Raw genomic sequence first — 25,131 nt, forward strand, 5'->3', positions numbered from 1 at the left:
GCACGGTTCTGAAGGAGAGGTGCCCTGGATAATACCAGGCATCGACTCTAACAATACTTATGAATAACAATAAGCAAGGAGATTACATATAATAACTGTATTTTAAAAAGCAGCAGCGGTAAAGATTATCGCAATTTAGAAAATGAACTATAACCTTGTTTAACGTCAATATTTGAAAAATTTATTATGTCACTTCAAGATTCGCAGATAGCAGATCGTATACTAGCGGTTGACGATATACCTGACAATCTGTTTTTAGTCCAGGCTCTTTTGGAAAGCGAAGGATACGAAGTTAAGTTAGTCACCAATGGTGAAACAGCATTAAAAGAGGTTGAGGAATTACCGCCAAGCTTGATACTTTTAGATGTTATGATGCCGGAAATAGATGGTTATGAAGTCACCCGGCGCATCCGTAATATTGCTGATGATAATTATATTCCGATATTATTAGTAACAGCCTTCGACGATGCTAGCGTTGTTGAAGGTTTAGATGCAGGTGCAGATGATTTTATCCGCAAACCTTTTGATACAGATGAGTTACTTGCAAGAGTACGCAGCCTTTTGCGTCTTAAACACAGCATCGACGCACAGAAAAAAATGACTCGTCAACGTGAAGACTTTGTATCGCGTTTAACTCACGATTTACGAACCCCTTTGGTAGCTGCCGATAGAATGTTAAACCTGTTTTTACAAGAAACATTCTGCAAAATTTCACCAGAAATGAAAAAGGCGATCGCCGCAATGGTTCGCAGTAATAATAATTTACTAGAAATGGTAAATACCCTGTTAGAAGTATCGCGCATTGAAGCAGGGAAAAAAACCATGAATTTTGAAAGCTGTAGGATGAATTCTATAGTTGAGGAAGTAGTTCAAGAGTTAAGCCCGTTAGCGCAAGAAAGAGAATTAACTGTTGAATTTAAAAATGATTTTTCCGAAGAAAACGAAGATGCTGGTATAGTTAATGGCGATCGATTAGAATTGCGGCGCGTTGTAAGTAACTTAATTGGAAATGCGATTAAGTTTACCGATGAAGGTAAAATTGAGATACGTCTATCAGAATTTACCGATAATACTCAAGATTGGGTAAAATTAGATGTAGAAGATACTGGTTATGGCATTGCTCAAGAAGACCAAAAAATTATATTTGAACGTTTTCGTTCCGGTAGAAATAAACGTTCTGGTAGCGGTTTGGGACTTCATTTATCTAAGTGGATTGCAGAAACACACAATGGAAAAATAGAGTTTGCTTCGGAACTTGGTAAAGGTAGTGTATTTACCTTTTTATTACCACGGGGATAAAATAATTATGGTTATTGCGTATTCTCACAGGATGTTTGGAAAGTCTATAAATATACCTAAAACCTCTCTCCAAACCTCTCTCCTACAAGGAGAGAGGCTTTAAAATCCCCATTCCCTCGTAGGGGGGTCTAAAAATTGGGTTTGTACTTGCCCCCATTTCATGCTTTAAAATCCCCATTCCCTCGTAGGGAAGGGGGGTAGGGGGGTTAGGTTTCCAGTATTTTGAGATAAAACATAATACTTTTAAAACATCCTCTCAAATGCTAACTAGATAGCTTGTATAAGGGAACAGGGAATAGGGAATAGGCAACAGAGTTAAAAGAGGACATTACTAATTATTTTTAGTTATTTAAGTTAATAATCCTTGCATAGCAAAGTTTACGGAAATTTTCTCCGAAACTTGAGCATACGAGGAAATGAAGAACCATAATTATGAGCTATTAACTAATAATCAATATTGCTATTTGTTAGTAAAGGGTTATACAACAGCTACACAAAACTTAAATCTGGTGTTAGACCGTATTGTTTTGCTACCGTTTCAATCCCTGATAGGGATTAGAGTTGATTTCAACTTAGTTTTGGTCTAGGAGGTTACTTTGGTCAATTAGTTTCAATCCCTGATAGGGATTAGAGTTGATTTCAACTGTTCCAGGCGCAGGAAAAGATTACTTCGTAAGTGTTTCAATCCCTGATAGGGATTAGAGTTGATTTCAACCCTTGTATGCCCCAGATTTCATAAAGACTGGCAAGTTTCAATCCCTGATAGGGATTAGAGTTGATTTCAACCTATCACACCTCAATATATTGTTTAAGTCGCCCGTTTCAATCCCTGATAGGGATTAGAGTTGATTTCAACCTATAATGATTCTCGATTTTGGCAATATCCGTGTGTTTCAATCCCTGATAGGGATTAGAGTTGATTTCAACGGATTAGTTTGGCGGCGATCGCGCTGCCAAATTCGTTTCAATCCCTGATAGGGATTAGAGTTGATTTCAACCGCGGGGGAATCAAAGAAGGCGGGAATAAAAAAGGTTTCAATCCCTGATAGGGATTAGAGTTGATTTCAACTCTACAAAGACTTGATTGATTGGTTAAATCCTGTTTCAATCCCTGATAGGGATTAGACTTGATTTCAACTAGAATTTACCTTAAGCAATTTGGGTCGCAAGCTGTGTTTCAATCCCTGATAGGGATTAGACTTGATTTCAACTTTGAGATTATTTTTTCTGCCAGCCCCGCAGGAGTTTCAATCCCTGATAGGGATTAGACTTGATTTCAACAGCTTTGTTCGATGCAGGAGAAGAAATCAATCTATGTTTCAATCCCTGATAGGGATTAGACTTGATTTCAACGAAGTTAGCGCGATCGTACCGCTTTTGTCAGGTGTTTCAATCCCTGATAGGGATTAGACTTGATTTCAACTCAGCTTTTTCTTCTGTCCAGGTTTTATGGACGTGTTTCAATCCCTGATAGGGATTAGACTTGATTTCAACTCCGGGCATCTGGAAGCCTTTAAATATAAGGTTTTCAAGGTTCGGTTGCGCGGATGGTCTAATAATAGCATGAGAAAATGAAATTGAGAAGGGGGTAAATGGCTGAAACCCGTTCTGAGTAAGGGGCGCGGATGGGTGCTAGTGTTTTTTATCCTCAAAGCCTTGTGTATTCTGAGATTCAGCCATTTTTTATCAAACCTGTTTTTCAAGACCTACCCATCCGCGCTATTCAGCGAAGAAAATGCTGTCATCGCGAGGTTTTTCACCACCAATACGTTCCACTTTACCAAAACAGCAAGCGCATAAAAAATAAAAGCGGATGCTATCGGTGTCGGATTTGATTAATTTATTCAAGCGACTTCTTAACTTAGCATATTGAGTATCAGTGAGTTGACACTCGAAAATGCTGTACTGTAACCATTGTCCGTAGGATTTGAGAACTTTATGGATTTTTGTGCGACGATTGTCTTCTGAAATATCGTAACTGACAACAACGTTCATAGATCCTCCCAAACCCTCCAATAAACAGGAGGGCTTAATTTAATTTTATTTCATCACCAACGGTGGATATTTATCTGTTTCACCCATCAGGTATTTCCCTAATAATCTGGCTTGGATTTCAAAAGCTTCTTGGTAACTACATTTGCGCTTCATTACCGGATGGGTAAATCGAGTTTGCTTCTTTTGAGTGTATAGTTTGAGAAACGTTTTTCGTCCTTCTTTAGTCAGAGAAACAGCATTGCTTACGGGTTCGGTTTCAAAATCTTCTGGTTTTAATAAGCCCTTATTTAAAGTAGATAACACCATCGCATCTACCACCAAAGGGCGAAATTCTTCCATTAAATCCAAAGCTAGCGAAGGTCTTCCATAGCGATCGCAATGTAGATATCCTAGATATGGGTCAAATCCAACGATGTTAACTGCACCTTGGACATCGTGACGTAGCAGCGAATAGCCAAAACTGAGTAAAGAATTCACCGGATCTGTTGGCGGACGACGTACCCGACGAGTAAATTTATACTCTGTAGCGCGAATCATTTGGTCAAAACCACCGAAATAAGCCGCACTACCCGCACCTTCCAAACCTCGCAGAGAATCAATATTTTGAGTGTTGTCAATTGGTGCGATCGCGTTTTCTAAGCGGGTAATATTTTTAGATAAATCGAGTTCGGTTGATTCTCTTTGACGACGAACCATAATATTGCGGTAATTCTTCAGCTTACCCCTAACAAAGCTTTGTACCGCACCAACAGATGTCTGTGAATTTTCATGAGCTTGCCATTGCGCTCTGCGGAGAAAAAGATTTTTACTAAATTCCGGTTCTAATCTTCCTAAATAACGACCTGTTTCTGTCATAAATGTCAGGGGAATATGGCGTTCTAATAGTTCGTAAACTAGCGCAGGTGATATAGTTGCTCGTCCTAAAACAACGATACCATCGACCTTAATTAAAGGAACATCTAAAATATACTTTTTTTCAAACTTAACGGTAAGACGTTCATCAACTTTACCTACAAAAGAATCCATTTGCGTAACGTAAACTGTACCCATGATTAATCAATTATCAATGAACAATGAACAACGAACAAATTTTAAATTTCTTGATAGCGTTTCACTTTATCAACAGCCATCGGTAAGCATTGTGAATAAAGACTGCATCCTTTACAGCGTTTGCTATAAATAGCCGGTGGCATTTTTCCGGTTTCCAATAAATTAGTAACATCAGCAATCGTGGCAATAGTTTCTGCTCTCAAATCATCGTTAATTTCTACCAACTGACGTTGATGAGTTTGAGCATAATAAACATAGCCAGTTGCGATCTCTTTTCCCGTCATTTCCTCCAAACACAAAGCCTGAGCGCAAACCTGCAATTCATCGTTATCCCATTCACCCTTACGTCCCCGCTTGTATTCCACCGGATACCACTCATCATTTTCTAACTCAATTAAATCTGATTTTCCGATTAACTTATATTTCTCAGACTTCAACCAAATAGCGCGAACTTGCCAAATATTTTCTTGATTACCATCACCAACAGTGTGAACTCGTTCGTGTAAACTTGTGCCTTCAATCGTGTATTGATTGTCTGTAAATTCCCCTAAACAAAACATCCGCCAGCAACGATGCGGACAATATGAAAATTGGTTTAAAGAAGCGATAGTTATGTAATCTGTGTTGTTCATATGTATATTTAAAATGTACTTTTTGGTAAACAGATCCTACCCGGAAATCAATTTCCGGGTAATAACTTAATTATTAAATTGTCCTCCGGACAGTTAGGTTATGTCCTCCGGACAGTTGGGTTATGTCCTCCGGACAGTTAGGTTATGTCCTCCAGACAGTTGGGTTAAGGAACGAAACCCAATCTACAAGCTGCTCTCCACCCTACAAGAAACTTTTTTTATTTACATACAATCCAAAATTGTTTAACTCCTAACTCTCCTCCCCATCCCCATTCCCATAGTGGTTTTTCTGCCAATTCCTGTATATAAAGCAAAGTCAGCTAAAACATTAATTTGCTTGATTTGAGTTGCTTCAACATCACCCATAATTCGATAGTTAACTTCACCAATAATGCCAATGAATTTACTGCGCGAATCGGGAACTATTTCGGTATGGATGTTGATAAAACTAGGAAAAATTGCATCAAAATTTATTCCTTCAAGCTCAATCCCGCTATATTTATTCCACCGAGAAAGCAAAGATTTAAATACAGATTCCCTTGTTGGTAGCGTGCTGTCGTATTTACCTTGTCGCCAAGCGGTAGGAGTTGCGAAGTTGATAGAAATAATCCGCTCCGAATCGCTGGCTTGCTCGTAAAGTTGTGTATAAGTGCAAGCATTCGCCCAAGGTTGGGTAGATTGGGGAGTACCTTGAATGCTGGTAATATACAAATCGGCAGAGCCTAAATGCCAAGGCTGTTGTGGATTAATATTTAGCCACAGTTGGGTTAACTTACCAAATAGCGCATCATCGAGTAGAGAAATTCGCCACCAGCAAGATGTACCCGTCGGAATCATTTCTTGATGTTGGGATTGCAATTTATATCCCTTATTAATGGGAGAATGCTTTTTACTAATTTGTAAAGGGGATAACGTAAAAGCTTTATCGGCTTTTGAGTCGTGTAAATAGGCTCCCAATTCTGCATCAACGGAAGTTACCAGGGTGAGGAATAAAGCGTGTAAGTGTCTTCCGGTGAGGAATTGCGGGTAGATGGGGGATTTTGGGGTGAGGTTGAGGATTAGGCTGTGAGGCATTTTACAGTTAACAGTTAACAGTGAGCAGTAACCAGGTTGTAGGGTGCGTTGTTGCTTCAGCGCAACGCACCATTTCTACTATTAACCTTTAAATCGATACTCCATTTTTGCAGGGATTTTTAATTTTTTGGAAGTGAAGGGATTTTCAAATTGGTAAAACTGCCCTTCCTTAATAGTGACATTTTGAATCAAACTTACAGGAGGCATATTTACAACGTCGTAGCTGACAACTTGATGAGTAAACATGACATCCAAGGGATTTAAAGGATGAGGAAAAGTAAAATAACTCGTTTTCGATTCAAATTTGTCTATTGCTTTAATATTAACTTCAGCTTTACTCATCCACTTTCCCAAACGAATCCATTTTGGTAGTTTATCTTTTAGTTGAATATCCTTTTGGGAAATAATAAAAAACTCAAACTGGCTTTCCGGTGCAATTTCTTTCGCTCTGCCAAAACTGGGAATATTCTTTTGGGTTTTCTGCATCTCAACATGGTAATTATTATTGGCATATTTCCAGGTGTTGAGAACAGATGTATGGTGAATAGAATGCGCTGGAGTAACGTAAATTCCTTGCTGATTTAATGGTGTTAAGTGTTGTTCGTATTTGGGAACTTGTTCGGAGCAGAAGTAGCGGTAGGAATGTTCTTCAGCAACGGTAGTAGCGTAAATTTCGCTATCAACTAAACCTAATGCGTAACACAATGCGTAATTGTGGATTACAGGTTCGGTTTCGTAGAGTCTGCCGATTTCGCGGGTTGCGAAATAAACGCTGTCGTGTAATTCTAATTGACAGCAATAAATTATAGTCATGGCTATTACTTAGTTGCTGCTTTATCTTTATCTTTGCTCTTATCTTTTATTTTGATGTGAACTTTGGCATATTCTTTTGCTTCATCATCAGCTTTTTTAAGAAGTTTTTTTAGTTCATCTTCGTTGGCAGTAATAGCTTTTACTTCTTGAAGTACTGCTGCGAATTGCTCGTTCAGATAATCTTGATGCACAATAAATTCATCAGCCATTTGTGATTCTATCGCAGTTCTCGCCGCAGCAATTACATCATCTTCATCCAAAGGTTCCGGAGAGTTGATAGTATTATTAGCTTTCATTTCATCATAAATTGCTTGAGTCCAGCGTAAGTTACTTGTAATTTCACCATCAGCAAAAATTACCCCAATTAATTCATTTCTTACCCTTCCCGTGCGGGTGGTTTGCGCTCCGTAATGACGGGTACGCAGTATGTTATTAAATACATATAAAAAGCTTGCTTCTGTAGGGTCTTTTAATGTCACAATACTAGGGAAGAAAACTTGCGGTCTAATATGGTCTTGTTGATTGATTCTACTAGTAACTTCACCAGGTTTAGAACCGTTTTCACCTTTGGATGTCATTGTACCATTTTCAAAGGGAGCGTTTAAAGTAAATGTTTCGTGAGATTCATCAAAAGCGGTAATTGAAAATGCGGTATCTACAACAACTTTTGATTTTTCGGAACCAGAATCGCCAATTGCAAAACCATAGATAATACAATCGGGATTATCCATTGCAAATTTTACGTTATACTCGCATTCTTCATCTTTTACTAAACCATAATTACGCATTAATTCGCGACCGACTAAACGTTCTGGTGTCGATTGTTTGCGTTTGAACATGGAAAGACGACTAATTGTATTTTTATCTTTCTTACCCGCTCTAACTCGTGATTTATTTAATTCTCCATCTGTTTGAAATAATGGATAAGATTCGGTGACACGAATTGTGAGGAAGTGAACGTATTTTCCCATTGGTTTGTAGGGAATTTCGGTGTGGAATAATTTTGAGTCGATGGATTTTAAGAATGTCATTAGTTTGTCCTGTTATAGATTTAATGCTGATTAACCGCAGAGACGCAGAGAACACAGAGGTAAGAGGTTAGGAAGGTTAACCTGTTTCTTCTTGGTTATTGTTTTGTTGATTTTCTTTATCATTTTCAAGACGATAAAGGAATTCACAGGTATCGCGAATTAAGTTGATTTGTCTACCAGCTAAACGAGCGCGATCGCCAGCAAATGCTTTTTCAAAGATATCCTCTACAAAGTACCGAGCAAATTCAAGTACTGCTTGTCTTTCTTCTTCTCTTTCTTTGTTATTAAATACCCAACGTCCCTCAGCAGTGGAAGCGTGAACTCTATCCATTAATTTATAAACTTCTGCTGCCACTACTAATACCAAACATTCTCCTCTATGTACGCTTAATTCAGCTTTGAGAATAGTTTCGGCTGCAATATCAATCGGTTTGAGTACTGCGTTAGACTTAGGATTATATTTCTTATTAGCTCTATAAAACTTCCGATAAAGTTCAGTTAATTTTTGGGTATGACATAAATTTGATTCAGATTCCACAATTAATTTCTCCTGTTTGATATCATATTTAACGTAAGGGTCAAAACACGGATAAAAGTCATAAGTATAAAGTTTAATTTTCTCAATTCGTGCGGTTTCAACTCCTTGCTTTCTCACCCAGCGATTCAGATAAGAAAACACATACAGCGGACTAGTTTCAAAGTCCTTTGCTAACTCTGTGAATTTACCCCAGTTTGCATCGTAACCAGATTTACCTTGTTTGGCATTAACATCAAGATGAATTGCATAAGCTGCGGTTAAAACATTAAGAGGTGCAGAATAATTTTTATTATTATCTTGCCAACCTTCCAGAATATAATCTAACCGAAACTTATCCTGTTTTACCAAAGCGCGGAATGCATGAGGAGCGCTATCAAGAAATACGCTTTCTTCAAATTCTGCACCATCATTAAACGGGGGAATAGGAGACTCAGAAACTACGGTTTTAACATCTAAAATCATTGGGAAAGCAAAAGCTAACCAAGTTGGCATTATCCAAGATTCAGTATCGCCCGAATCCCTTCCCGGTGGTAACGCCATGAAGTAAAATGTTAATGGTTGGTCTTCAGGATAAGAAAGTTTAAAGGTACGATCTTTTTTATAATTTGGGTCATCTTCTGGTAGGCTTTTCTGATATTGTAAGTCTTCATCAATCAAGAAAGCATCGATACTTTGATATTTATCTTTAGTTAAATTAGCCTGCAAATCTTTAGTAATAAAATGATTGCGAATGCTAGTATCAAATCGAGTTTGAGCAATACCGCTATAAGCTATCTGTAAAAACTTATTAGTTTCCGGGGTAAAATAGTAAGTCGGATAAAAGTAGAGATAGCGATATTTTCCATCTTCAAACCGTTTACCAACAGCTTGAGTTTGATTCATCAAAATTTGTCGCAGCATCATTTCTAAACCCGCAATGCTGGAAATATTGCGTTTAGCATTTGAACCTCCTAGCATCTGTTTATTTGTATAAACTTGAGGTGTAAATAAAACAGCCGATTCCATTTGCTCGGTAACAGTATAAGCAGAATGAGAAATCGAGCAAATTAACTGCTTGCCTCTACCGGATTTTTTCGCTGTATTGTAATTACTTAACTCATTAAGAAACGTTTCAACTTGATTTTCTACATCAACTTCTTGCTCGCTACCCGGTAACATTACCACCCGTTGAACCCACAACCTCAGATCATCCCAACCATCTGCAAGTTTATATTGAGAAGTAATCGGTTCAATTAAGGTTTTGATATAAGCAATAACTGGCTGACAAATTTCTTTGACATCTTCAATTCCGGTATGATGTTCTAGATATTTTGCAGCAAGATAATACCATTCATAAGGAACACCCCCAGTATTTCCTTTTAATTTATTCTCTTTGAGACTTTTATTAATATCCTGAACAGCTTTAATTTGCGGTAAATATTCAGCTAAATTCCAAAATTCTGCAACCTTGTGAATTAAATCCAGTTGAGGTAATTCGGGTAAATTATTATCTTTCTTCCGTGCAGCTTCAATTAATTTAACCTTTTCACCCCAAATTTTTCTACTAGCTAAATCCCCAAATTCTGCTATTTGGTCAATTCTAATGTCGTCAGCAAATTTTAAATCAAAATCTGGCGGTAAAACATCTTTCTCCTGAAACTTTACTAAATTATCGCTACGACTTTTAGCAACAGAATCTTTCTTCGGATGTAAAATCCGTAAAGTAGCATCTAAACCAACTTGCATTAAACTAATATCATCAAAAAACAAGTTGTAATAGTCAGCATACTTCATCCCCTTCCCATCTCTACCAAAACCAGTTTGCCGCAATCGCAATTGATTTGCACAAAGAGATTTAATAGTATTAATAACTCTATCTGGTAAATCTTCTTGAGAAATAGAAGGAGCATCCCGCAAAGCTAAATAAATAACTCCCGTCGGTAAATATAGCAACGGCTCATAATATTTATTATCTTCAGTATTTAAACTAGTATGAGCCGCAATCAAAGCATTATTTACGACGTTAGTTAATACCCCTCTATTCTCAGCAATGCTGTGATAGGTAAACTGCAACTCTCCATCACTCAGAGTTGAAAGAAGTTCCTTAAATTTATAACTTTGTGCATCTTGAGGATGCTTGATAATAGAAGCCAAAGAATCAGCTAAACAGGTTAATTCCCAGAGACAGCGAAGAGTGCGATCGCGCATCACTGGATTTAATCCAAACTCCGAAAAATTCCAGTTTGTATCCCAGCGTCGTTGAGCATTGTAAGCCATACACAACAAATCATCTAGATACTCTTTATAGGCTTCCGGTTGATCGGGATTGATAAACTTATCCAAACCCAACTGACGCACCTTTTCATCAATAATTTGACGATGTTTGTCTATAGGTAACTTGCGACAATCATCTGGTACATCTGGGAATTTTTCAAAGTCGTGGAGAATAAACCCAGCAATTACCAAACGACGTTCTTTTTCTTGCACTACCCGCATGGCTGTAGTATTAAGTTGTACTAAACGGCGCTCAATTAAATTAGCAGGAAATAATCCGTTAAGTAAGTGAGTATTTAAAGACTGATCTCCCGCATTATCCCTTCTAACTTTAGCCTTCCCTTCAGCTTGATTTCTTTGATCTAATTCATCAAAATATTTACCACCTTTTGCCGTGACACCGATAGCTATCTGTAAAAGATTCGGCAATACATACTTTGCGAAATCTGCCATTACTTCATCATCGGGATTTTCGGCTTCAATAGCTTCTCGTAACAGCTTGTATGTAAGTAATTCTTGCGCTGTTTCAATTGTTCTGTCTGATGTTTCAAAGCTAAAATCTACATCTTCATCATCCAACCAATCATCATCTGAATCTTCTGGCTGAAAATTATCTTCTATATCAAATAGTGACAGTTGTTTGCTTTCTTCTGAATCTTTTGTTTTTTTAGCCATTATTTCTATCTCTCATACACCCACTGAATAGTTGTTATATTTAATTTTGTTTAAGCTCTATTGCTGTATTGGGAAATATCTGTAAATAATGTCCGTAACTGTTGATTAGCTACATCATGGCATTCAAAATTTGAATTGGCAAGTAATATCCGGATAAAGTGTCCGTGTATTTTAAAGAATAAATTTTGTAGGGTGCGTGACACATAGAGTAATAATAAAGTTATTAGAATTCGACCTTCACGGAACGCTGTCGCTAAAATCTCCTCATCTCCGGGGTCTTCATTCCAATCTCCCGTCCAGACAACATCGTAGCCAGCATTGAGAAATTGAGTTTTTAACCCACCTGGCACGCAACTGTCTAAAAGTAGCTTCACCCTTAAGACTCCACGGATAAAAGTTCAATTCTTTCATGACCAACTAATCTACGTGCGTAAACTAAACAAGCTTGTATATCTTCGGGTTCTAGCCACGGATAACCCTCCAGTAAAGTTTCAAATGTATCACCTGCCGCTAGCATTCCTAAAACGTGTTCAACCGCAAGACGGCGATCGCGAATTATGGGTTTACCTCCAAATATTTTGGGATTGACTGTTATTCTATTTAAAAGTGTTTGCTCGTTCATGTTTAATTCAAAGTCATTTAGGATTTTTCAATTTTCAAAGAAACGGAAGGAAGCTTGTTTAAAATTAAGTTGCTTTAGGTTTGTTCTTCGCTGAGGTACTCAACCACCCATTTGCTTAACTACTTTCGGGGGTTAAGAATTCCTACGTCTGAACTTAATACCGCAAGCTGCTCATCTCTTTGTAGAATGTAACTGGTTAAATTTTAAAATAATCAAATTAATGTAATTAATTGAAAAAATTGAATGAATGAGTTTAGATATGTTGTTGGGGTGACAGGGGAAGTGCAACAAGGTTTGATTTTTTGGGCTAGAAAAGCCAAGCAATATACTGATAGTTATTATCGAGGAGATGAAGAGAACGCCAAAGGTACTAAGTTTTACCAGAGTATTTTAAAATCGAGACAAATTGTAGACAGTCTGCTGGAGAAAGATGACGGTTTTAGAAGCGTAATTGATGACCAAGGTTTATTAGCCTCCGTTTGTATAATCCAAGAAACTTCAATTTTAATTGATGAGCAATTAACAGATTGTGTTGAAATTGAAAGTCTTACAAATAGCCCTTGGAATACGATAGATTACCCATTAGCAGAAAAAAGGAAAGGCGCAGCTACATCTCTAATCGAAAGTATAATCATAGAAAGTCAGGAAAGGGAATTAAGCAACATATTTAAGTTGATGACAATTCCAGCAGCAAAGAGATTTTATCAGAAAATAGGATTTAATGAGACAAACGGCTCTGGTGAGATGATACTTGATTCTATTGCAGCATCAATGCTTCTTCTAGACCTTGAGCAGAAACGAAATTCCGCAGCTTTTGATTAGAAGAAGGTTTCAGCTTATGTCACAAGAATTCCCAAATACGGGAGAGTCCAAAAATTATCAACCTACACCAGAACAATTGGCAAGGTGGAAAGAAATCGATGAGCTTGAATCAGGAGCTATTGCAGGATTATTACCACCTGAAGAAGAACAAGCCCGACTTGTAAAAGAGTTTTTGCATACTGATTTTGTTGCTAACCAGCTTGAGAAAGTTCGCGCTCATAAAGCAAAGCTTTTGAAAAACCTGAAATCGGCACAAGAATACGAGCAACTATTACTCGAAGAGCAGCAGAAGCAATATTGATCGAAGGGATAGCTGGTTGATTTCTCCCGTAGTTAAACTTCTAACAAATCCAAGTCTCATCTCCCTTACCCTTAAACGTATAAGCCAAAGTATCCAACAACAGCGCTGACTGACTAAAAGCTATAGAATAAGGTGCGGTTGCATCATTAATGCTGTACTTATCGCAAATCGGATATATCTGAAAATGCATCGGTAATCGTAACCGCATCCTTATTTCTGTAACAGGATTACGCAGTACATAACAAACTAAACCCTTTTTCTTCAACCTTTTATTTATCTCACCAATCCAAGGGTTATCCGGTTGCCAAATTTCCACACCTTTTAATACTTGTACTTTCCAAGCATCAGCTATCGATTGTAAATCTTCAGGATAAATAAACTTCCAATTGAGTCTTTCCTCTCGGTAGTTACGCAATTTCATAAATCCCAAACAATGAGCAAATCTACCTTTGGGAATTGGTTGTTTAATCCGAGCAGCGGTTTCTTTTAAAGTTCTTATAAATCCATCTTTTGTCCACATTTCAATATCTAAATTAGCAACAATCCCCGGTAAATCGTAGGTTTTAAATCTATCTGCTTCATTTTCTTCTGTTAAATCATATATTCCACATTGCAAAGTACTTGAACCCCGAAAACTTCCTGCATCTTCAGCAATGGGATTTCCATTTTTATCAGAAAGTTCGTACCATGTTTTCCCCCATTCTTTAATACATCCAGCTACACGATTTAATTTAGTATCAAAAACTGATTCGCAAGTCTGGCTAAAGACTTTTACGCTATCTGCATATTGTTGTTGAATCGTTTTGTGCTTCAATTTCCAAGTAAGCTGAATTGACTGTACCCCAGCCCAACGACGATAATAACCGCTAAAATCGTTGATTTGGCGATAATTTTCAATGATTGTATTGTGAAAGAAAGGACGATTATAAATACCGTTTACTTGTAACGGTGGTGAATCTCCTTGAAATAAACGTTCTACTAAAAAGTTAGGAATAAGCGCATAAGCTGTATAGTTATTAAATTTGATATCTTCACCATCTTTCTCGTAACCACCATGTCTTCCCAATCTTCCCAAACGTTGAATAAAATTACCCGCATCGGCTGATTCAAATATCAGAAAATTTATTTTAAAATCGACACCGACATCAATCGTACTAGTACCTAAAACTAAATCTGCTGCTAAAGAAAGCTCTTTCTGTGTTTTTCCAGATAAACCTGTATTTTCACCAACAGTTAAATTATGAGTTTGTAATAATTCCTCAAAAAATGGTACCAATCTTTTAACCGCTGCAATAGAATTAAGAATAATTGCACCTTTACTACCTGGATGATGTTGAAAGTATTCTAAAATCAAATTGCTGTTTTCCTTTAACCAGGTTTCCGAAGCTTTAAAACTTGGTTCTAAAGATATAAAATTTAAGGAAATTGGACGCGAAACTTGCCGCCAATTTTGATTTTCTAATTCTTGTGATTCTTCCAAAGTATCCGAAAATCGATACTTATTTTCCTCAAGCGGATTAATAACCTTGCAGCGAAAACCTGCTTTTTGCAACTTCCCGATCAAGTTATCATCGGGTGTCGCTGAAAGAAACAAAAACTTCTTCCGACGGTTTGTAAACCGAATTAACAGCATCGTATTGATAACGCTAGCAATTTGAGGCGCTGCAAAAACGTGAAATTCATCTAATATAAATAAATCAAAATCTTTATCAATCCTTCCCCATAATTTATCTGGACTGTCATCGGAAGTCAAATAAGCACCACGATGCAAATAGTGAAAGATATCGGGGTTTGTCAGTACGATTTCCGATTGATGAGTGCGAGTTGAAATTGCACTACTTTTTTTTAAACCTTCTTTTTCTGCATAAATCTCTAAATCTGCACCACTTAACCTTGTAACACGCGGTTTATTTTTCGGTTGAAATGTTTCAATATATCGTTTCGTCTGGATTTCTTGGTCTCGTGCTAATTCGTTGGTAGGGTATAGTCCGATAGCGTAACTATCTCCCTGAAGTACTTCCAGATAAGCCGCTAAACTTTTACCATCCCCCGTCATCGCCGTATTAATTACAACGTCTATTTCCCGATTGCGTAATGCTTTGAGTGTCTCTAGTTGATGCCATGCAAGTGTCCAACCATGAGGTAGATTAACACCTTCGGGTATCTCATCAGCAGGACAAGAATATACAGATTTGAGACTAACTTTGTAATTCATTATGTTTCTTGTTCAATTGGTTGATACTCCTGAATAATTCCACCTTTAATAATCCATAACTTTCCTGTAACTTCTACTTTTTCCAAACCTTGAATTAGAACTTCTATTACTTCTCGCCAATCTTGAAAATTTGGACGAGACGATAAACGAATTACTACAATTCCTGAATACTCCAAGGGGTTATAGTTAAGTCGATTTCCAAAACCTCGATCGCAAGTAACGAAGCATCTACCTTCGGCAGAAAAAATATTAATTAATTCCTGATCGGGCGGGGGTTAAAGTTAAACCTTGTCCGGGTACAGTCGCAACATCATGTCCGGCTAAACGTAAAAAAGTGACAACACGAATATCTATATTTTCATCAAGCTTTAACTTCATGCACTCGCTTCCCTTGTACTCAAAGGTATTTCCACAAAAATATCTCTCGCCATTTCTGCCCCATAATCAATACAAGCAAGTACATCTTCTCTTTCAATACTGGGATAACCTTCGAGAATTTCTTCAATATTCATTCCTCCCGCTAAATAGTCCAAAATCAAAGAAACATGAATGCGATGACCGCGAATACAGGGTTTTCCGAAGCAAATATTCGGATCGATGGAAATTCTTGATAGCAGATTATCTTTAGCCATTGGTATTCCTCCAGATTTTCCGTAATGCGATTAAACAAATCCAGTCGCCGTCAATATAACTTCAATGTACTCCCATTTATTAAATGCAAACTCAACTGTAATAGTGTAAGAAGACTTGTTCTCAAACAGTGTCCGTAACTTGTTGTTAATTCACATCATTACATCCAAAATAAAGATTGACAAGAGATATCCGTATATAAGTGTCCGTATAAATAAATGAGCAGAAAAGGTAAATCTATAACACTTTCAGTTTCAGAACGAGACAAAACCGAGTTAGAAAACCTAGCGCTAGAATTTGGATGTAACTGGGGCGATCGCCCTAATATTTCCAAGTTGGTAGAATCAATAGCGCGTCGTCAGTTAATTATTGCTCCTAACAATGATTGGACAAACGAACGCATCAAAGCTTTAGAAACAGCCCGTAAAGGCTTGATAGATTTAGGTAAAACCGATGAAGCGAAACAAATAGCGCAGTTATTAAAATCCAGGAGCGAATTAACTCTTCCTTTCCGCGAAGAAATCGAAACTTTCCTTAAACATCCTTTACCAGCTTGGCGACAGCAGGTAGATAACTTGATTCACCGACAGCAACCGTTTCGGTTATCCTATCAAGATGCAGCAGAGCGTTTATGGAGTTACACCGTTTTACACGCTCAACTTGTAGCAATAGAAAAGCGTCAGTATTTAATGTGTCGTGCCGAAGAATCCGAAGGTAATCAAGATGTAGAAGGATTGCGCCATAATTGGACGTTGCGTTTAGATAGAATTCAAGAAGCTGCGGTGGTTTCTATTGATAAACCTTGGTTAGAAGATTTAGAAAGAATAGCAGTAGAATTTCATTTATTAGGTAGACTAGCTTTTGCTTACGAACGAAAAACTGAAGATATATTTGTCAGCGAATTAGAAGGAGAGCCACCTGTAAGAAAAGTTGTCAGAAATATATCAGGTACATTTTGGTTTTTACGAGAAATTACTAGATACGGCAAAGACTGTGTAATCGTCTCACCCTCCGAAGTGCGATCGCGCTTCAAAGAAAACCTAAAATCCCTTTGCCAAGCCTACGATTTAGAAATTAAAGACTAAATCTCATTACTGAAATCTAGCCCACCTTACGGTGGGCTTTGTTTGTATAGCCCCAGACTTCCAGTCTGAGGGTGCGATTCCTTGAGATATTAACCCCGCAAAACCCTCGAAATCATCCCATTAGCTTGCGAGCCATACCCACCACCAAACAAATTAAAATGATTCAAAATGTGATAAAGATTATACAAAATTTTCCGCCGTTCATACCCATCATCTAACGGAAACACCTCGTCATAACCTTGATAAAAAGCCCCAGGAAAACCACCAAAAACCTCCGTCATGGCAATATCAACTTCCCTATCGCCATAATAAGTTGCCGGATCGAAAATTATCGGTTCTCCTTCTGCGGTAAACCCAGCATTTCCTCCCCACAAATCGCCATGTACCAAGGAAGGCTGCACTTTATGCCCTGCTAACAATTCGGGAATCGCTTTTAATAATTCATCAGCTTGAGGAAAACTACCACCGCGACGCTTCCCCAATTCAAACTGATATCCCAAACGATGTTTACTAAAAAACTCCACCCAATCATCAGTCCAAGTATTAATTTGTGGAGTTGAACCGATGGTATTATTCATATCCCAACCAAATTTTTCGCTTAGGGATTTCTGATGCATTTGGGCTAACTTTCTACCCATTTCCTCAGAAGATTTATTGTCACCTCTACCCATTTCTAGCCATTCTAAAACGATATAGCAGGAATTCTCCGCGACACCATAACAAATAGGTTTGGGAACGCGGATAGTAGCAGTATCGTACATTTGTTGTACGCCCAAAGCTTCCGCTTCAAACATCGCTACTTGGGAAGCTTGGTTTAACTTGACAAAATAAGTTCGCGTACCATCAGTTAAAGAATAACCTTGATTAATGCACCCACCCGAAACACTTTTTCGCTGGTGGTTTTGGAATTTTTCACCAGTAGCTTGGCTAATTTGAGCGTCAATTTCAGTCCACATTTTTTGAAAGAGTTATGAGTTATGAGTTATGAGTTGAAAGTTAGAAATTTAAAGTATTTTACAGCCAAATTAAAAACAACATTTGATCAAAAGTCTTGCGATACGTGCATCGTTGCCCGTCTGGTTGTAATTAAATAACTATGCTGTAATATCAGAAATTAGAAATCAACTTGTAACTCATAACAATAAAATCTTAATTGATATCGGACATAACTTATAACTCTTAACTCCTAACTTCTAACTTTCTTTCGGTTTCATCACCACTACCCCATAAGCATCTGGGGAAAGATATGTTCTAGCAGCTTGAATCAAAGTTTCTCTATCTTGCGCTTGGATATGATGGGGAAAATCAAAGGCTGGTTCTAAATCGCCGATTAAAGTTTGATAGTAGCCGTACAAATTAGCGCGATCGCTAGGTCTTTCGTTAGCAAAAATAAACCTGTTGGCTACACGTTTGCGAATTCGGCTGATTTCTGATTCTTCTATTTCTGTTTGAATTTTACGTATGTGTTGAACGATTGCTTCTTCTGTTGCAGCTAAATTTTCTACTTCACAATGGGCTGCAATTAAAAAGGTTCCCTGTAAATAATTAGTCATATTACTTACAGATATATAGTTAACCAACTCGCGTTCTTCCCTTAAATCGCGCCACAATCTAGATGTACGCCCATGTCCTAAAATCGCTGAAAGTACGTCTAGCGCATAGGTTTGACTTAGCTGCATTAATCCAGGAACCCGCCACAGCATAATCAATCTTGCTTGCTGGAGGCTTTCGTCAACAGATTCTTTACGTACAATTTCTGTAAAAGGTGGTTCTTGTTTTAAAGAAGTTATATCTTGAGTTTCTACTTTACCATTATCTCGCGTCTCAACATTAGCAAACCCCTCAGCAATAATTTCAATTAACTCTTCTTCGGGTAAATTACCAACAGCAACAGCAGTAACAGACTTTGGTTGATAATTTTGAGCATGAAAAGAGCGCATTTGCTGCACTTGAAGTTGAGAAATTACGGCTTCTGGCCCTAATACCGGACGGCGATATGGTAATTTTTCAAAAGCAGTTTCCATTGCAGTTGCAAAAGTACGGCGTTGGGGGTTATCATCGCTGCGTCTAATTTCTTCAAGCACCACCATACGTTCCCGTTCAAAAGCATCATCGGGAATACAAGCATTCATTACTATATCGATTTGCAAGGGTGCAAGTTTTGCAAAATCCTTAGGAGCCGTAGTTACATAGTAATGAGTATAGTCTTGGCTAGTAGCGGCATTTGTTACGGCACCACGCTCTTCAATTTTACGTTCAAACTCTCCGCTTGCTAGTCGTTTAGTTCCTTTAAAAATCATATGCTCTAAAAAGTGAGCCATCCCGTTAATAGCATCACTTTCGGCTGTTGAACCTACATCAATCCATAAATTGAGGTTAACAGCTTCTACTGGCATTTGCTCTACTACTATCGTCAACCCATTGGGTAATTGTCGTAGCTTCGGCGCATTCAGACGAGGGAATTTTAGCAGAGTTGAGGACATTTGCAGTTATTGATCGGAGCATCTTACTTCTTTATGATAACTAGGACTTATTTTTTTACCGAAAATAATGCTCGATCGCGGGCTTTTAGGGGAGATTTAGATTAAATTTCATATATAGCAATGCTTATGTCACGGCGTAGCTAAAGTCAGTTGCGATACAAAGATAGAATTTAGGACTTACGCCTTATCCATTTCATCTTTTTTTGTGAGAGAAATTACTGTTTTAAAACCCAGACAGATAAAGTTCTAATTATTTTCCTAAGTGTTATTTTATTTTTTATTTAAATTGTTTGTGAAAGTTATTTGAAATTCATTTTTTAGCTTATAAAATCTCTTATATTTGATGAAGAAACAGTTATCAAATCTAAGTTGTCTGGAATTTGGTTTGTATTAAGGGTAGCTATCTCCATCACTTAATAATTAAACCGAAATATAAATGAAATTTTTACCGATTATTGCAACTATTGCAAGTCTATCGATAGCAACTTCAGCTACTGCTCAATTAATTCAACCTACCCCTGTAAAAATACAAAATGGTAGCGTTCCAAAAGTGCGTGTTGTCAGAAATGGAGCCAAACTAAGAATCTACGATGGAAAAATCATTAAAACCATTCAAGCTAACAGTTTAAAAGTAAGAGTATTAGACTCGCTAAATTGTGAAGGAGAACTAGTTAAACGCCGAACATTATCTGGTAAAAAATTCTCTCCCGAACCAATTAAGTTAGACAAAAAACTGGGAATTTAGCTGTTGGAGTATTGCTACAAAATTGCTCCCAACAAAATATTAGTGCAGTATTTATCATTCAACCCAAACCTAATTGGAATAATTATATTGTTCATCGGGTAGCAGTTCCCGGAAAAAGGCAAATCAATAATAGATTTTCTACATATCCTTTAGGGAGAATTAACAGAATCGGATTTATAGATGGTAATTTATTGATTAAACACGCAGACGTATCGAATTCAGAAGCATTGCTGGTTTATACTACATCGAACAAGCCCACAGGAAAATACGCTGGTTGTGTTGCAGGGCAACTAGGTAAGAGCAATAGTATTTGCCCGTCTTTTAATTAAAGTTCGTGTTTGAAATTATAATATAATGCAAATAATCTCATTATCTTTATCGTCAGCAATCAATGGTAAAGACATTTTCAAAGCCTCTAACCTTAGAAGAATTTCTCAAGCTTCCAGAAACTAAACCTGCAAGCGTTTATATCAACGGTGAAATTGTTCAAAAACCTATGCCAAAAGCTCGTCACTCAAGACTTCAAGCAAAATTTACTACTAAAATTAATCATGTTACTGAAGAAGAACAAATCGCTTATGCATTTCCAGAGTTGCGATGCACTTTTGGAGGACGTTCGATTGTTCCTGATGTTGCAATTCTTCGCTGGAATAAAATTGAATTTAATGAAGAGGGAGAACCTGTAGATGATGTGTTTGTTGCTCCAGATTGGACAATAGAAATTTTATCTCCAGAACAAAGTTCTAATAGAGTTACGGGAAATATTCTTCACTGTTTGAGCCACGATTGTCAACTAGAATGGCTAGTAGATCCGGATGATAAATCTATCTTAGTTTTTCTACCCAATCAACAACCGGAATTATTTAAAGGTAGCGATAAATTAACGATGTTAGATGGTATCGATCTTGAGTTAAGAGCAGAAGAGGTTTTCGATTGGTTAAAGATGAAAAATTAACTTTGTATTTTGCGAAATAACCCAAAACCCCCAATACACCCCAAAAGTTATAAAATAATAAATATATATTAAGAAACATAAACAAAATATCAATGTCAAATGCGACTGCGAAATCCCGTGTAGTTGTTGTCGGGGCTGGGATTGGCGGATTAACTGCTGGCGCTTTACTCGCAAATAAAGGTTACGAAGTATTAATTTTAGATCAAGCGCTTGTACCGGGAGGTTGTGCTTCTACTTTCAAACGCAAAGGTTTTACTTTTGATGTTGGTGCTACTCAGGTAGCGGGTTTAGAGCCAGGAGGAATTCATCATCGGATTTTTTCTGAGTTAGAAATTGAATTACCACAAGCTACTCCTTGCGACCCTGCTTGTGCGGTATACTTACCGGGAGAAAGTACTCCTATTAACGTTTGGCGCAACCCGGAAAAATGGCACGAGGAACGTTTAAGACAGTTTCCGGGTAGCGAACCTTTTTGGAATTTACTGTCAACTTTATTTAAAGCAAGCTGGAAATTTCAAGCCCGCGACCCCGTATTACCACCACGTAACTGGTGGGATTTACTACAGTTAACTACTGCGTTGCGTCCGGATACTTTAGTCACGGTTCCCTATACTTTATCTACTGTCGGAGATGCTTTACGCTTTACCGGACAAGGTAATAATACACGTTTGCGAACGTTTTTAGATTTGCAATTAAAGCTGTATTCCCAGGTGGATGCAGAGGAAACGGCGCTACTTTATGCGGCTACTGCATTAAGCGTATCCCAGGAACCGCAAGGATTGTACCATCTTCAAGGAAGTATGCAGGTATTGAGCGATCGCCTTGTAAAATCCTTGAAAAGAGATGGCGGTAAATTATTAATGCGTCATACGGTAGAACAAATTGAGCTAGAAAATAATCGAGTTAGCGCTGTTACCATTCGCAATCAAAAAACTGGGGAAATTAGCACAGAAACAGCAGACCACGTAGTGGCTAATGTTACAGTTCAAAACTTGATGCAGTTGTTGGGAGAAAAAGCTCCTCAAGGTTACAAAAAACGAGTTGAAAAGTTACCTGCTTCATCTGGTGCATTTGTAATTTATTTAGGAGTTGATCAAAGTGCGATTCCTCTAGGATGTCCGCCACATCTACAGTTTCTCTATGATGCAAACGGCCCAATCGGTGAAAATAATTCCTTATTTGTTTCCGTAAGTCGTCCTAACGATGGCCGTGCCCCTACGGGTAAAGCTACTATTATTGCTTCTTCGTTTGTAAATCCAGATAGGTGGTGGAATGAAGATAATTACGATGATTTAAAACACCAATTTACGCAAGAAGCTTTGACTAAACTTGAGAAATTTTTCTACCTAAAACCAGAAACCATCATTCATATAGAAGCCGCAACACCCCGTACTTTTTACACTTTTACCGCTAGAGATAAAGGTATTGTCGGCGGTATAGAGCAAAGAGTCCCGACTTTCGGCCCATTTAGATTTGCCAATCGTACACCAATAAATAATTTGTGGCTGGTAGGTGATTCAACTCATCCCGGTGAAGGTACTGCGGGAGTCAGTTATTCGGCTTTGACAGTGGTCAGGCAGATTGACAGGTAACAGTTAGCTTTTATAGGTTCGTAGTAGCGCTTTAGCGCCTCATAATCCGGGATTCGGAGGCGCTGAAGCGCTACTACGAACAATGATTAATTTATAAACAATAAAAAACCCCCTTAAAAAGGAGGCATAATTTATATTTTGAATAAATGCTAGAACAGATATTTTCTAACCTTCTACATAAAAACTGCTAAGTGTTAACTGCTCACTGATTACAAAGTATTACCAGTTATTGGTAAAGGTTCGGGGGCTGATGGCTCAACTGTCTGTGGTTCTGGTTCTGGTATTGGTTCTGGTTCGGGGGGATTAAGATAATCGCGCCAGGTACCAATTTGCTGTTGCGCTGCACTGTAAGCTTGGGTACCTTTGGGAACCAACTTAGCTGTTTCAATAGCCCGAACAATATCGGATTGGCTTTGAGTACGAGCAATATCGAATAATTGTTGACTCCATTGATCCATTGCAATCCTAGCATCGGAACGTAAGCCAGTACCTCTAGGTACGCGCCGAGCTAAGTTAATTGCTTGCGACAAGGCATTTGGAGTTCCACCTAATGCGACTTCTCGCGCTCTCCTCCAATTGTCTCTAGCAGAGACTTCAGCTTGCCATTCATTTATGTCTCTTTGAGCTTGTCGCGACAGTACTCTTCCGGATCTAATTTGCTTTGCCGTGCCAATTGCAGCTATTAAATCACCACTGTTTGCTAGCGAGCGTGCTTGGTCTAAGTAAGGCTGGTCTTCAATTCGCTGAACTTTTGAGTTCCAAGCGGCTATCTTTTTCTGTGCTTCTCGATACAAAGAACGTCCGCGACCAATTCTACTTGCTTCGGCGATCGCCCCTTTTAAGGAAGAAGTATCACCATATAGTGCAAGTTCTTCGGCACGTTCTAAATATGGTCTGTCTTCAATTGTCTGTACTTGTGAAGCCCAATTGTTAATTTCTTTTCTGGCTTCTCTACCGCGAGGATTATTAGACGGAATCATTTTTGCTTCGGCGATCGCGGCGGATAAATCGCCGATTGAACCTTGAGAAGCAAGGGTTCGCGCTCTTTCTAAACGAGACACGTCCTCTATTTCTAATTGCCAACTAGCAATCAGTTTTTGCGCTTTTTGATAAATTGGTCGATTGGAATCAATTTGCTGTGCGGAAGCAACTGCGGCTTCTAAACCAGATATCGTGCCCGTCCAAGCATTTCTTTGCGCTTCAGCTAAAGATATAAAATCTGTAGTTTCCGGTTCTATTGAAGAAATTGGTGGAATTCTTTGAGCAATGTATATAGCTTCATCTGCATCCCTTTGCTCTAATTTGTTCTCAGCTAATGCCAGCATTCTCAGCCCAAAATCTGGAATTGCTTCTTGAGCTTTCTGATAAACGTAGCTATTTTTTCCGATCGATCGCGCCAGCTTAATTGCTTCGAGTATTTGATCTACATTTCTAGTCTTAGATAAATCTTCAGCTTTTGCTAACTTTTCGCCATCTTCTCTGGCAGTTATAATCAGGTTATTTAACTCTTCGTACTTCGTACTAGACCAAAATCTATTATTTAGACGTAGCAACTTAGCCGATTGCATAAAAGCAGATTGCCAACGCTGTTCGCGCAATTCACCTTCAGCTTCCTTATAAATATCAGTAGCCTTAGCCCAAGTTAATTTCCAACTGTCAATCTGATCTTCTACTAATTTATAAACAGAAACATCTTCAGGTAGCTTGCGAGCAATTTCAATCGCTTCCTCTAATCTACCTGCTTGGAAACTTTCGTCGGCAAGCTGCAATACAGTACGAGACCAATCTTCCACATTACGGTCAATCTCAGAACGCAATGGATGAGTTTGCGGCAACTTTTTGACTAAATCAATTGCTTGGAGTAAATCTTTCACCGTTTCTTTAGAAGCCGCTAACTGAGCGCAGTGTATTCGTACAGAGGCACTAGCTAAAGGCCAGAAAATACTAGGACAGTTGGGCGCTGTAGGCAACTTGAACAAAATTGCCATTGCCATAAATCCAATCGTACCGGGTACGAAAGCGAGCAAAAATGCCCATAAAACCCAACTTGTAAGCCAGCGCGGTAATTTTCCAGAACTAGCCTTTGCCGGTAAATTTTTTTTTGAATTGCTTTTGTTTTTACTTAACACTGATTTAGAGCTAGAACCAGTTACCGGGACACCATACTCATGATTAGCGGATTGTTCCGTATTGAATAATCGAGCCATTTCATCTGACTGAGTTCTTCTAGCTGATGACCAGCCATCTGGAATATCCCGTTCTGCCATCTCTCACACCAAATTATATTAACAGGGGTTTGTTGACTTGAGGAAGCGGTAAGC

The 25,131-nt window shown here is 38.2% G+C and carries 24 protein-coding genes and 1 CRISPR repeat array; of the genes, 8 read left to right on the top strand and 16 right to left on the bottom strand.

Going from position 1 to position 25,131, the window contains the following annotated elements; translation table 11 throughout:
• Positions 1 to 186: 186 nt before the first annotated feature.
• Positions 187 to 1,299, top strand: coding sequence for a hybrid sensor histidine kinase/response regulator (locus ACM03V_RS06680; protein ID WP_414619984.1), 1,113 nt, complete (start codon positions 187 to 189; stop codon positions 1,297 to 1,299).
• A 535-nt stretch (positions 1,300 to 1,834) separates the two neighbouring features.
• Positions 1,835 to 2,793: direct repeats of the CRISPR family, unit length 37 nt; unit sequence GTTTCAATCCCTGATAGGGATTAGAGTTGATTTCAAC.
• Positions 2,794 to 3,018: 225 nt separating this feature from the next.
• Here ACM03V_RS06680 and cas2 read toward each other — a convergent pair.
• The 9 genes from cas2 to ACM03V_RS06725 all read right to left on the bottom strand — a co-directional run bounded on the left by cas2 (position 3,019) and on the right by ACM03V_RS06725 (position 11,982).
• Positions 3,019 to 3,294 carry a CRISPR-associated endonuclease Cas2 gene (gene cas2, locus ACM03V_RS06685; RefSeq protein WP_414619985.1) on the bottom strand — a complete coding sequence of 92 codons (276 nt, stop codon included), beginning with the start codon at positions 3,292 to 3,294 and terminating at the stop codon, positions 3,019 to 3,021.
• A gap of 45 nt (positions 3,295 to 3,339) precedes the next feature.
• The gene (cas1d, locus tag ACM03V_RS06690) at positions 3,340 to 4,344 is read right to left on the bottom strand and encodes a type I-D CRISPR-associated endonuclease Cas1d (protein WP_414619986.1); all 1,005 of its coding nucleotides are present in this window, start codon (positions 4,342 to 4,344) and stop codon (positions 3,340 to 3,342) included.
• Between the two features lie 41 nt (positions 4,345 to 4,385).
• Complete coding sequence (gene cas4, locus ACM03V_RS06695) at positions 4,386 to 4,976, bottom strand: CRISPR-associated protein Cas4 (protein WP_414619987.1); 591 nt, start codon at positions 4,974 to 4,976, stop codon at positions 4,386 to 4,388.
• Positions 4,977 to 5,219: 243 nt separating this feature from the next.
• Positions 5,220 to 6,050, bottom strand: a complete 831-nt coding sequence (gene cas6, locus ACM03V_RS06700) for a CRISPR-associated endoribonuclease Cas6 (RefSeq protein WP_414619988.1) — start codon at positions 6,048 to 6,050, stop codon at positions 5,220 to 5,222.
• Positions 6,051 to 6,131: 81 nt separating this feature from the next.
• Positions 6,132 to 6,863: a type I-D CRISPR-associated protein Cas5/Csc1 gene (cas5d, locus tag ACM03V_RS06705; RefSeq protein WP_414619989.1), complete on the bottom strand. Its 732-nt coding sequence runs from the start codon at positions 6,861 to 6,863 to the stop codon at positions 6,132 to 6,134.
• Between the two features lie 5 nt (positions 6,864 to 6,868).
• The gene (gene cas7d / locus ACM03V_RS06710) at positions 6,869 to 7,894 is read right to left on the bottom strand and encodes a type I-D CRISPR-associated protein Cas7/Csc2 (RefSeq protein ID WP_414619990.1); all 1,026 of its coding nucleotides are present in this window, start codon (positions 7,892 to 7,894) and stop codon (positions 6,869 to 6,871) included.
• A gap of 76 nt (positions 7,895 to 7,970) precedes the next feature.
• Positions 7,971 to 11,360 carry a type I-D CRISPR-associated protein Cas10d/Csc3 gene (gene cas10d, locus ACM03V_RS06715; RefSeq protein ID WP_414619991.1) on the bottom strand — a complete coding sequence of 1,130 codons (3,390 nt, stop codon included), beginning with the start codon at positions 11,358 to 11,360 and terminating at the stop codon, positions 7,971 to 7,973.
• Between the two features lie 50 nt (positions 11,361 to 11,410).
• Positions 11,411 to 11,734, bottom strand: coding sequence for a DUF5615 family PIN-like protein (locus ACM03V_RS06720; protein ID WP_414619992.1), 324 nt, complete (start codon positions 11,732 to 11,734; stop codon positions 11,411 to 11,413).
• Positions 11,735 to 11,736: 2 nt separating this feature from the next.
• A complete protein-coding gene (locus tag ACM03V_RS06725; RefSeq protein WP_414619993.1) occupies positions 11,737 to 11,982 on the bottom strand; it encodes a DUF433 domain-containing protein in 246 nt (81 codons plus the stop codon).
• Between the two features lie 243 nt (positions 11,983 to 12,225).
• Between ACM03V_RS06725 and ACM03V_RS06730 the strand changes: the two genes are divergently transcribed.
• The gene (locus tag ACM03V_RS06730; protein ID WP_414619994.1) at positions 12,226 to 12,804 is read left to right on the top strand and encodes a hypothetical protein; all 579 of its coding nucleotides are present in this window, start codon (positions 12,226 to 12,228) and stop codon (positions 12,802 to 12,804) included.
• Positions 12,805 to 12,820: 16 nt separating this feature from the next.
• Entirely contained in the window at positions 12,821 to 13,105 is a 285-nt protein-coding gene (locus tag ACM03V_RS06735) for a hypothetical protein (protein WP_414619995.1), read from the top strand.
• 40 nt (positions 13,106 to 13,145) lie between these two features.
• Here ACM03V_RS06735 and cas3 read toward each other — a convergent pair whose 3' ends face one another.
• From cas3 to ACM03V_RS06755, 4 genes are read right to left on the bottom strand one after another with little or no spacing between them, the layout of a single operon-like run.
• A complete protein-coding gene (cas3, locus tag ACM03V_RS06740) occupies positions 13,146 to 15,320 on the bottom strand; it encodes a type I-D CRISPR-associated helicase Cas3' (protein WP_414619996.1) in 2,175 nt (724 codons plus the stop codon).
• On the bottom strand, positions 15,320 to 15,574 hold the full coding sequence (locus tag ACM03V_RS06745) for a DUF5615 family PIN-like protein (RefSeq protein ID WP_414620160.1): 255 nt from the start codon (positions 15,572 to 15,574) through the stop codon (positions 15,320 to 15,322). Before ACM03V_RS06745 ends, cas3 begins: the two co-directional genes overlap by 1 nt.
• Complete coding sequence (locus ACM03V_RS06750; protein ID WP_414619997.1) at positions 15,570 to 15,698, bottom strand: DUF5615 family PIN-like protein; 129 nt, start codon at positions 15,696 to 15,698, stop codon at positions 15,570 to 15,572. The genes ACM03V_RS06745 and ACM03V_RS06750 overlap by 5 nt, the downstream gene beginning before the upstream one ends.
• Positions 15,695 to 15,952: a DUF433 domain-containing protein gene (locus ACM03V_RS06755; protein WP_414619998.1), complete on the bottom strand. Its 258-nt coding sequence runs from the start codon at positions 15,950 to 15,952 to the stop codon at positions 15,695 to 15,697. Before ACM03V_RS06755 ends, ACM03V_RS06750 begins: the two co-directional genes overlap by 4 nt.
• A gap of 216 nt (positions 15,953 to 16,168) precedes the next feature.
• Here ACM03V_RS06755 and ACM03V_RS06760 point away from each other — a divergent pair, with 216 nt between their 5' ends.
• Complete coding sequence (locus ACM03V_RS06760; RefSeq protein ID WP_414619999.1) at positions 16,169 to 17,035, top strand: WYL domain-containing protein; 867 nt, start codon at positions 16,169 to 16,171, stop codon at positions 17,033 to 17,035.
• Between the two features lie 89 nt (positions 17,036 to 17,124).
• Here ACM03V_RS06760 and ACM03V_RS06765 read toward each other — a convergent pair whose 3' ends face one another.
• Positions 17,125 to 17,991: a fructosamine kinase family protein gene (locus ACM03V_RS06765; protein WP_414620000.1), complete on the bottom strand. Its 867-nt coding sequence runs from the start codon at positions 17,989 to 17,991 to the stop codon at positions 17,125 to 17,127.
• 237 nt (positions 17,992 to 18,228) lie between these two features.
• The gene (locus ACM03V_RS06770) at positions 18,229 to 19,518 is read right to left on the bottom strand and encodes a M16 family metallopeptidase (RefSeq protein ID WP_414620001.1); all 1,290 of its coding nucleotides are present in this window, start codon (positions 19,516 to 19,518) and stop codon (positions 18,229 to 18,231) included.
• Between the two features lie 436 nt (positions 19,519 to 19,954).
• Here ACM03V_RS06770 and ACM03V_RS06775 point away from each other — a divergent pair, with 436 nt between their 5' ends.
• The 4 genes from ACM03V_RS06775 to crtD all read left to right on the top strand — a co-directional run bounded on the left by ACM03V_RS06775 (position 19,955) and on the right by crtD (position 22,810).
• Positions 19,955 to 20,263, top strand: coding sequence for a hypothetical protein (locus ACM03V_RS06775; RefSeq protein ID WP_414620002.1), 309 nt, complete (start codon positions 19,955 to 19,957; stop codon positions 20,261 to 20,263).
• A gap of 11 nt (positions 20,264 to 20,274) precedes the next feature.
• Entirely contained in the window at positions 20,275 to 20,592 is a 318-nt protein-coding gene (locus tag ACM03V_RS06780; protein ID WP_414620003.1) for a hypothetical protein, read from the top strand.
• A 62-nt stretch (positions 20,593 to 20,654) separates the two neighbouring features.
• The gene (locus tag ACM03V_RS06785; protein ID WP_414620004.1) at positions 20,655 to 21,218 is read left to right on the top strand and encodes a Uma2 family endonuclease; all 564 of its coding nucleotides are present in this window, start codon (positions 20,655 to 20,657) and stop codon (positions 21,216 to 21,218) included.
• A gap of 92 nt (positions 21,219 to 21,310) precedes the next feature.
• On the top strand, positions 21,311 to 22,810 hold the full coding sequence (crtD, locus tag ACM03V_RS06790; protein WP_414620005.1) for a C-3',4' desaturase CrtD: 1,500 nt from the start codon (positions 21,311 to 21,313) through the stop codon (positions 22,808 to 22,810).
• 209 nt (positions 22,811 to 23,019) lie between these two features.
• On the opposite strand, the gene ACM03V_RS06795 is transcribed toward crtD, so the two are convergent.
• Positions 23,020 to 25,077: a chromosome segregation ATPase gene (locus ACM03V_RS06795; protein ID WP_414620006.1), complete on the bottom strand. Its 2,058-nt coding sequence runs from the start codon at positions 25,075 to 25,077 to the stop codon at positions 23,020 to 23,022.
• Positions 25,078 to 25,131: the final 54 nt, after the last annotated feature.

The sequence above is a fragment of the Calothrix sp. CCY 0018 genome, assembly GCF_963920925.1.
GTDB lineage: Bacteria > Cyanobacteriota > Cyanobacteriia > Cyanobacteriales > Nostocaceae > Rivularia.

What these genes read in the sequence shown, in the direction of transcription:
- ACM03V_RS06680 (WP_414619984.1), top strand. Translation starts at nt 187, where the DNA reads ATGTCACTTCAAGATTCGCAGATAGCAGATCGTATACTAGCGGTTGAC.
- cas2 (WP_414619985.1), bottom strand. Translation starts at nt 3,294, where the DNA reads ATGAACGTTGTTGTCAGTTACGATATTTCAGAAGACAATCGTCGCACA.
- cas1d (WP_414619986.1), bottom strand. Translation starts at nt 4,344, where the DNA reads ATGGGTACAGTTTACGTTACGCAAATGGATTCTTTTGTAGGTAAAGTT.
- cas4 (WP_414619987.1), bottom strand. Translation starts at nt 4,976, where the DNA reads ATGAACAACACAGATTACATAACTATCGCTTCTTTAAACCAATTTTCA.
- cas6 (WP_414619988.1), bottom strand. Translation starts at nt 6,050, where the DNA reads ATGCCTCACAGCCTAATCCTCAACCTCACCCCAAAATCCCCCATCTAC.
- cas5d (WP_414619989.1), bottom strand. Translation starts at nt 6,863, where the DNA reads ATGACTATAATTTATTGCTGTCAATTAGAATTACACGACAGCGTTTAT.
- cas7d (WP_414619990.1), bottom strand. Translation starts at nt 7,894, where the DNA reads ATGACATTCTTAAAATCCATCGACTCAAAATTATTCCACACCGAAATT.
- cas10d (WP_414619991.1), bottom strand. Translation starts at nt 11,360, where the DNA reads ATGGCTAAAAAAACAAAAGATTCAGAAGAAAGCAAACAACTGTCACTA.
- ACM03V_RS06725 (WP_414619993.1), bottom strand. Translation starts at nt 11,982, where the DNA reads ATGAACGAGCAAACACTTTTAAATAGAATAACAGTCAATCCCAAAATA.
- ACM03V_RS06730 (WP_414619994.1), top strand. Translation starts at nt 12,226, where the DNA reads ATGAATGAGTTTAGATATGTTGTTGGGGTGACAGGGGAAGTGCAACAA.
- ACM03V_RS06735 (WP_414619995.1), top strand. Translation starts at nt 12,821, where the DNA reads ATGTCACAAGAATTCCCAAATACGGGAGAGTCCAAAAATTATCAACCT.
- cas3 (WP_414619996.1), bottom strand. Translation starts at nt 15,320, where the DNA reads ATGAATTACAAAGTTAGTCTCAAATCTGTATATTCTTGTCCTGCTGAT.
- ACM03V_RS06750 (WP_414619997.1), bottom strand. Translation starts at nt 15,698, where the DNA reads ATGAAGTTAAAGCTTGATGAAAATATAGATATTCGTGTTGTCACTTTT.
- ACM03V_RS06755 (WP_414619998.1), bottom strand. Translation starts at nt 15,952, where the DNA reads ATGGCTAAAGATAATCTGCTATCAAGAATTTCCATCGATCCGAATATT.
- ACM03V_RS06760 (WP_414619999.1), top strand. Translation starts at nt 16,169, where the DNA reads ATGAGCAGAAAAGGTAAATCTATAACACTTTCAGTTTCAGAACGAGAC.
- ACM03V_RS06765 (WP_414620000.1), bottom strand. Translation starts at nt 17,991, where the DNA reads ATGTGGACTGAAATTGACGCTCAAATTAGCCAAGCTACTGGTGAAAAA.
- ACM03V_RS06770 (WP_414620001.1), bottom strand. Translation starts at nt 19,518, where the DNA reads ATGTCCTCAACTCTGCTAAAATTCCCTCGTCTGAATGCGCCGAAGCTA.
- ACM03V_RS06775 (WP_414620002.1), top strand. Translation starts at nt 19,955, where the DNA reads ATGAAATTTTTACCGATTATTGCAACTATTGCAAGTCTATCGATAGCA.
- ACM03V_RS06785 (WP_414620004.1), top strand. Translation starts at nt 20,655, where the DNA reads ATGGTAAAGACATTTTCAAAGCCTCTAACCTTAGAAGAATTTCTCAAG.
- crtD (WP_414620005.1), top strand. Translation starts at nt 21,311, where the DNA reads ATGTCAAATGCGACTGCGAAATCCCGTGTAGTTGTTGTCGGGGCTGGG.
- ACM03V_RS06795 (WP_414620006.1), bottom strand. Translation starts at nt 25,077, where the DNA reads ATGGCAGAACGGGATATTCCAGATGGCTGGTCATCAGCTAGAAGAACT.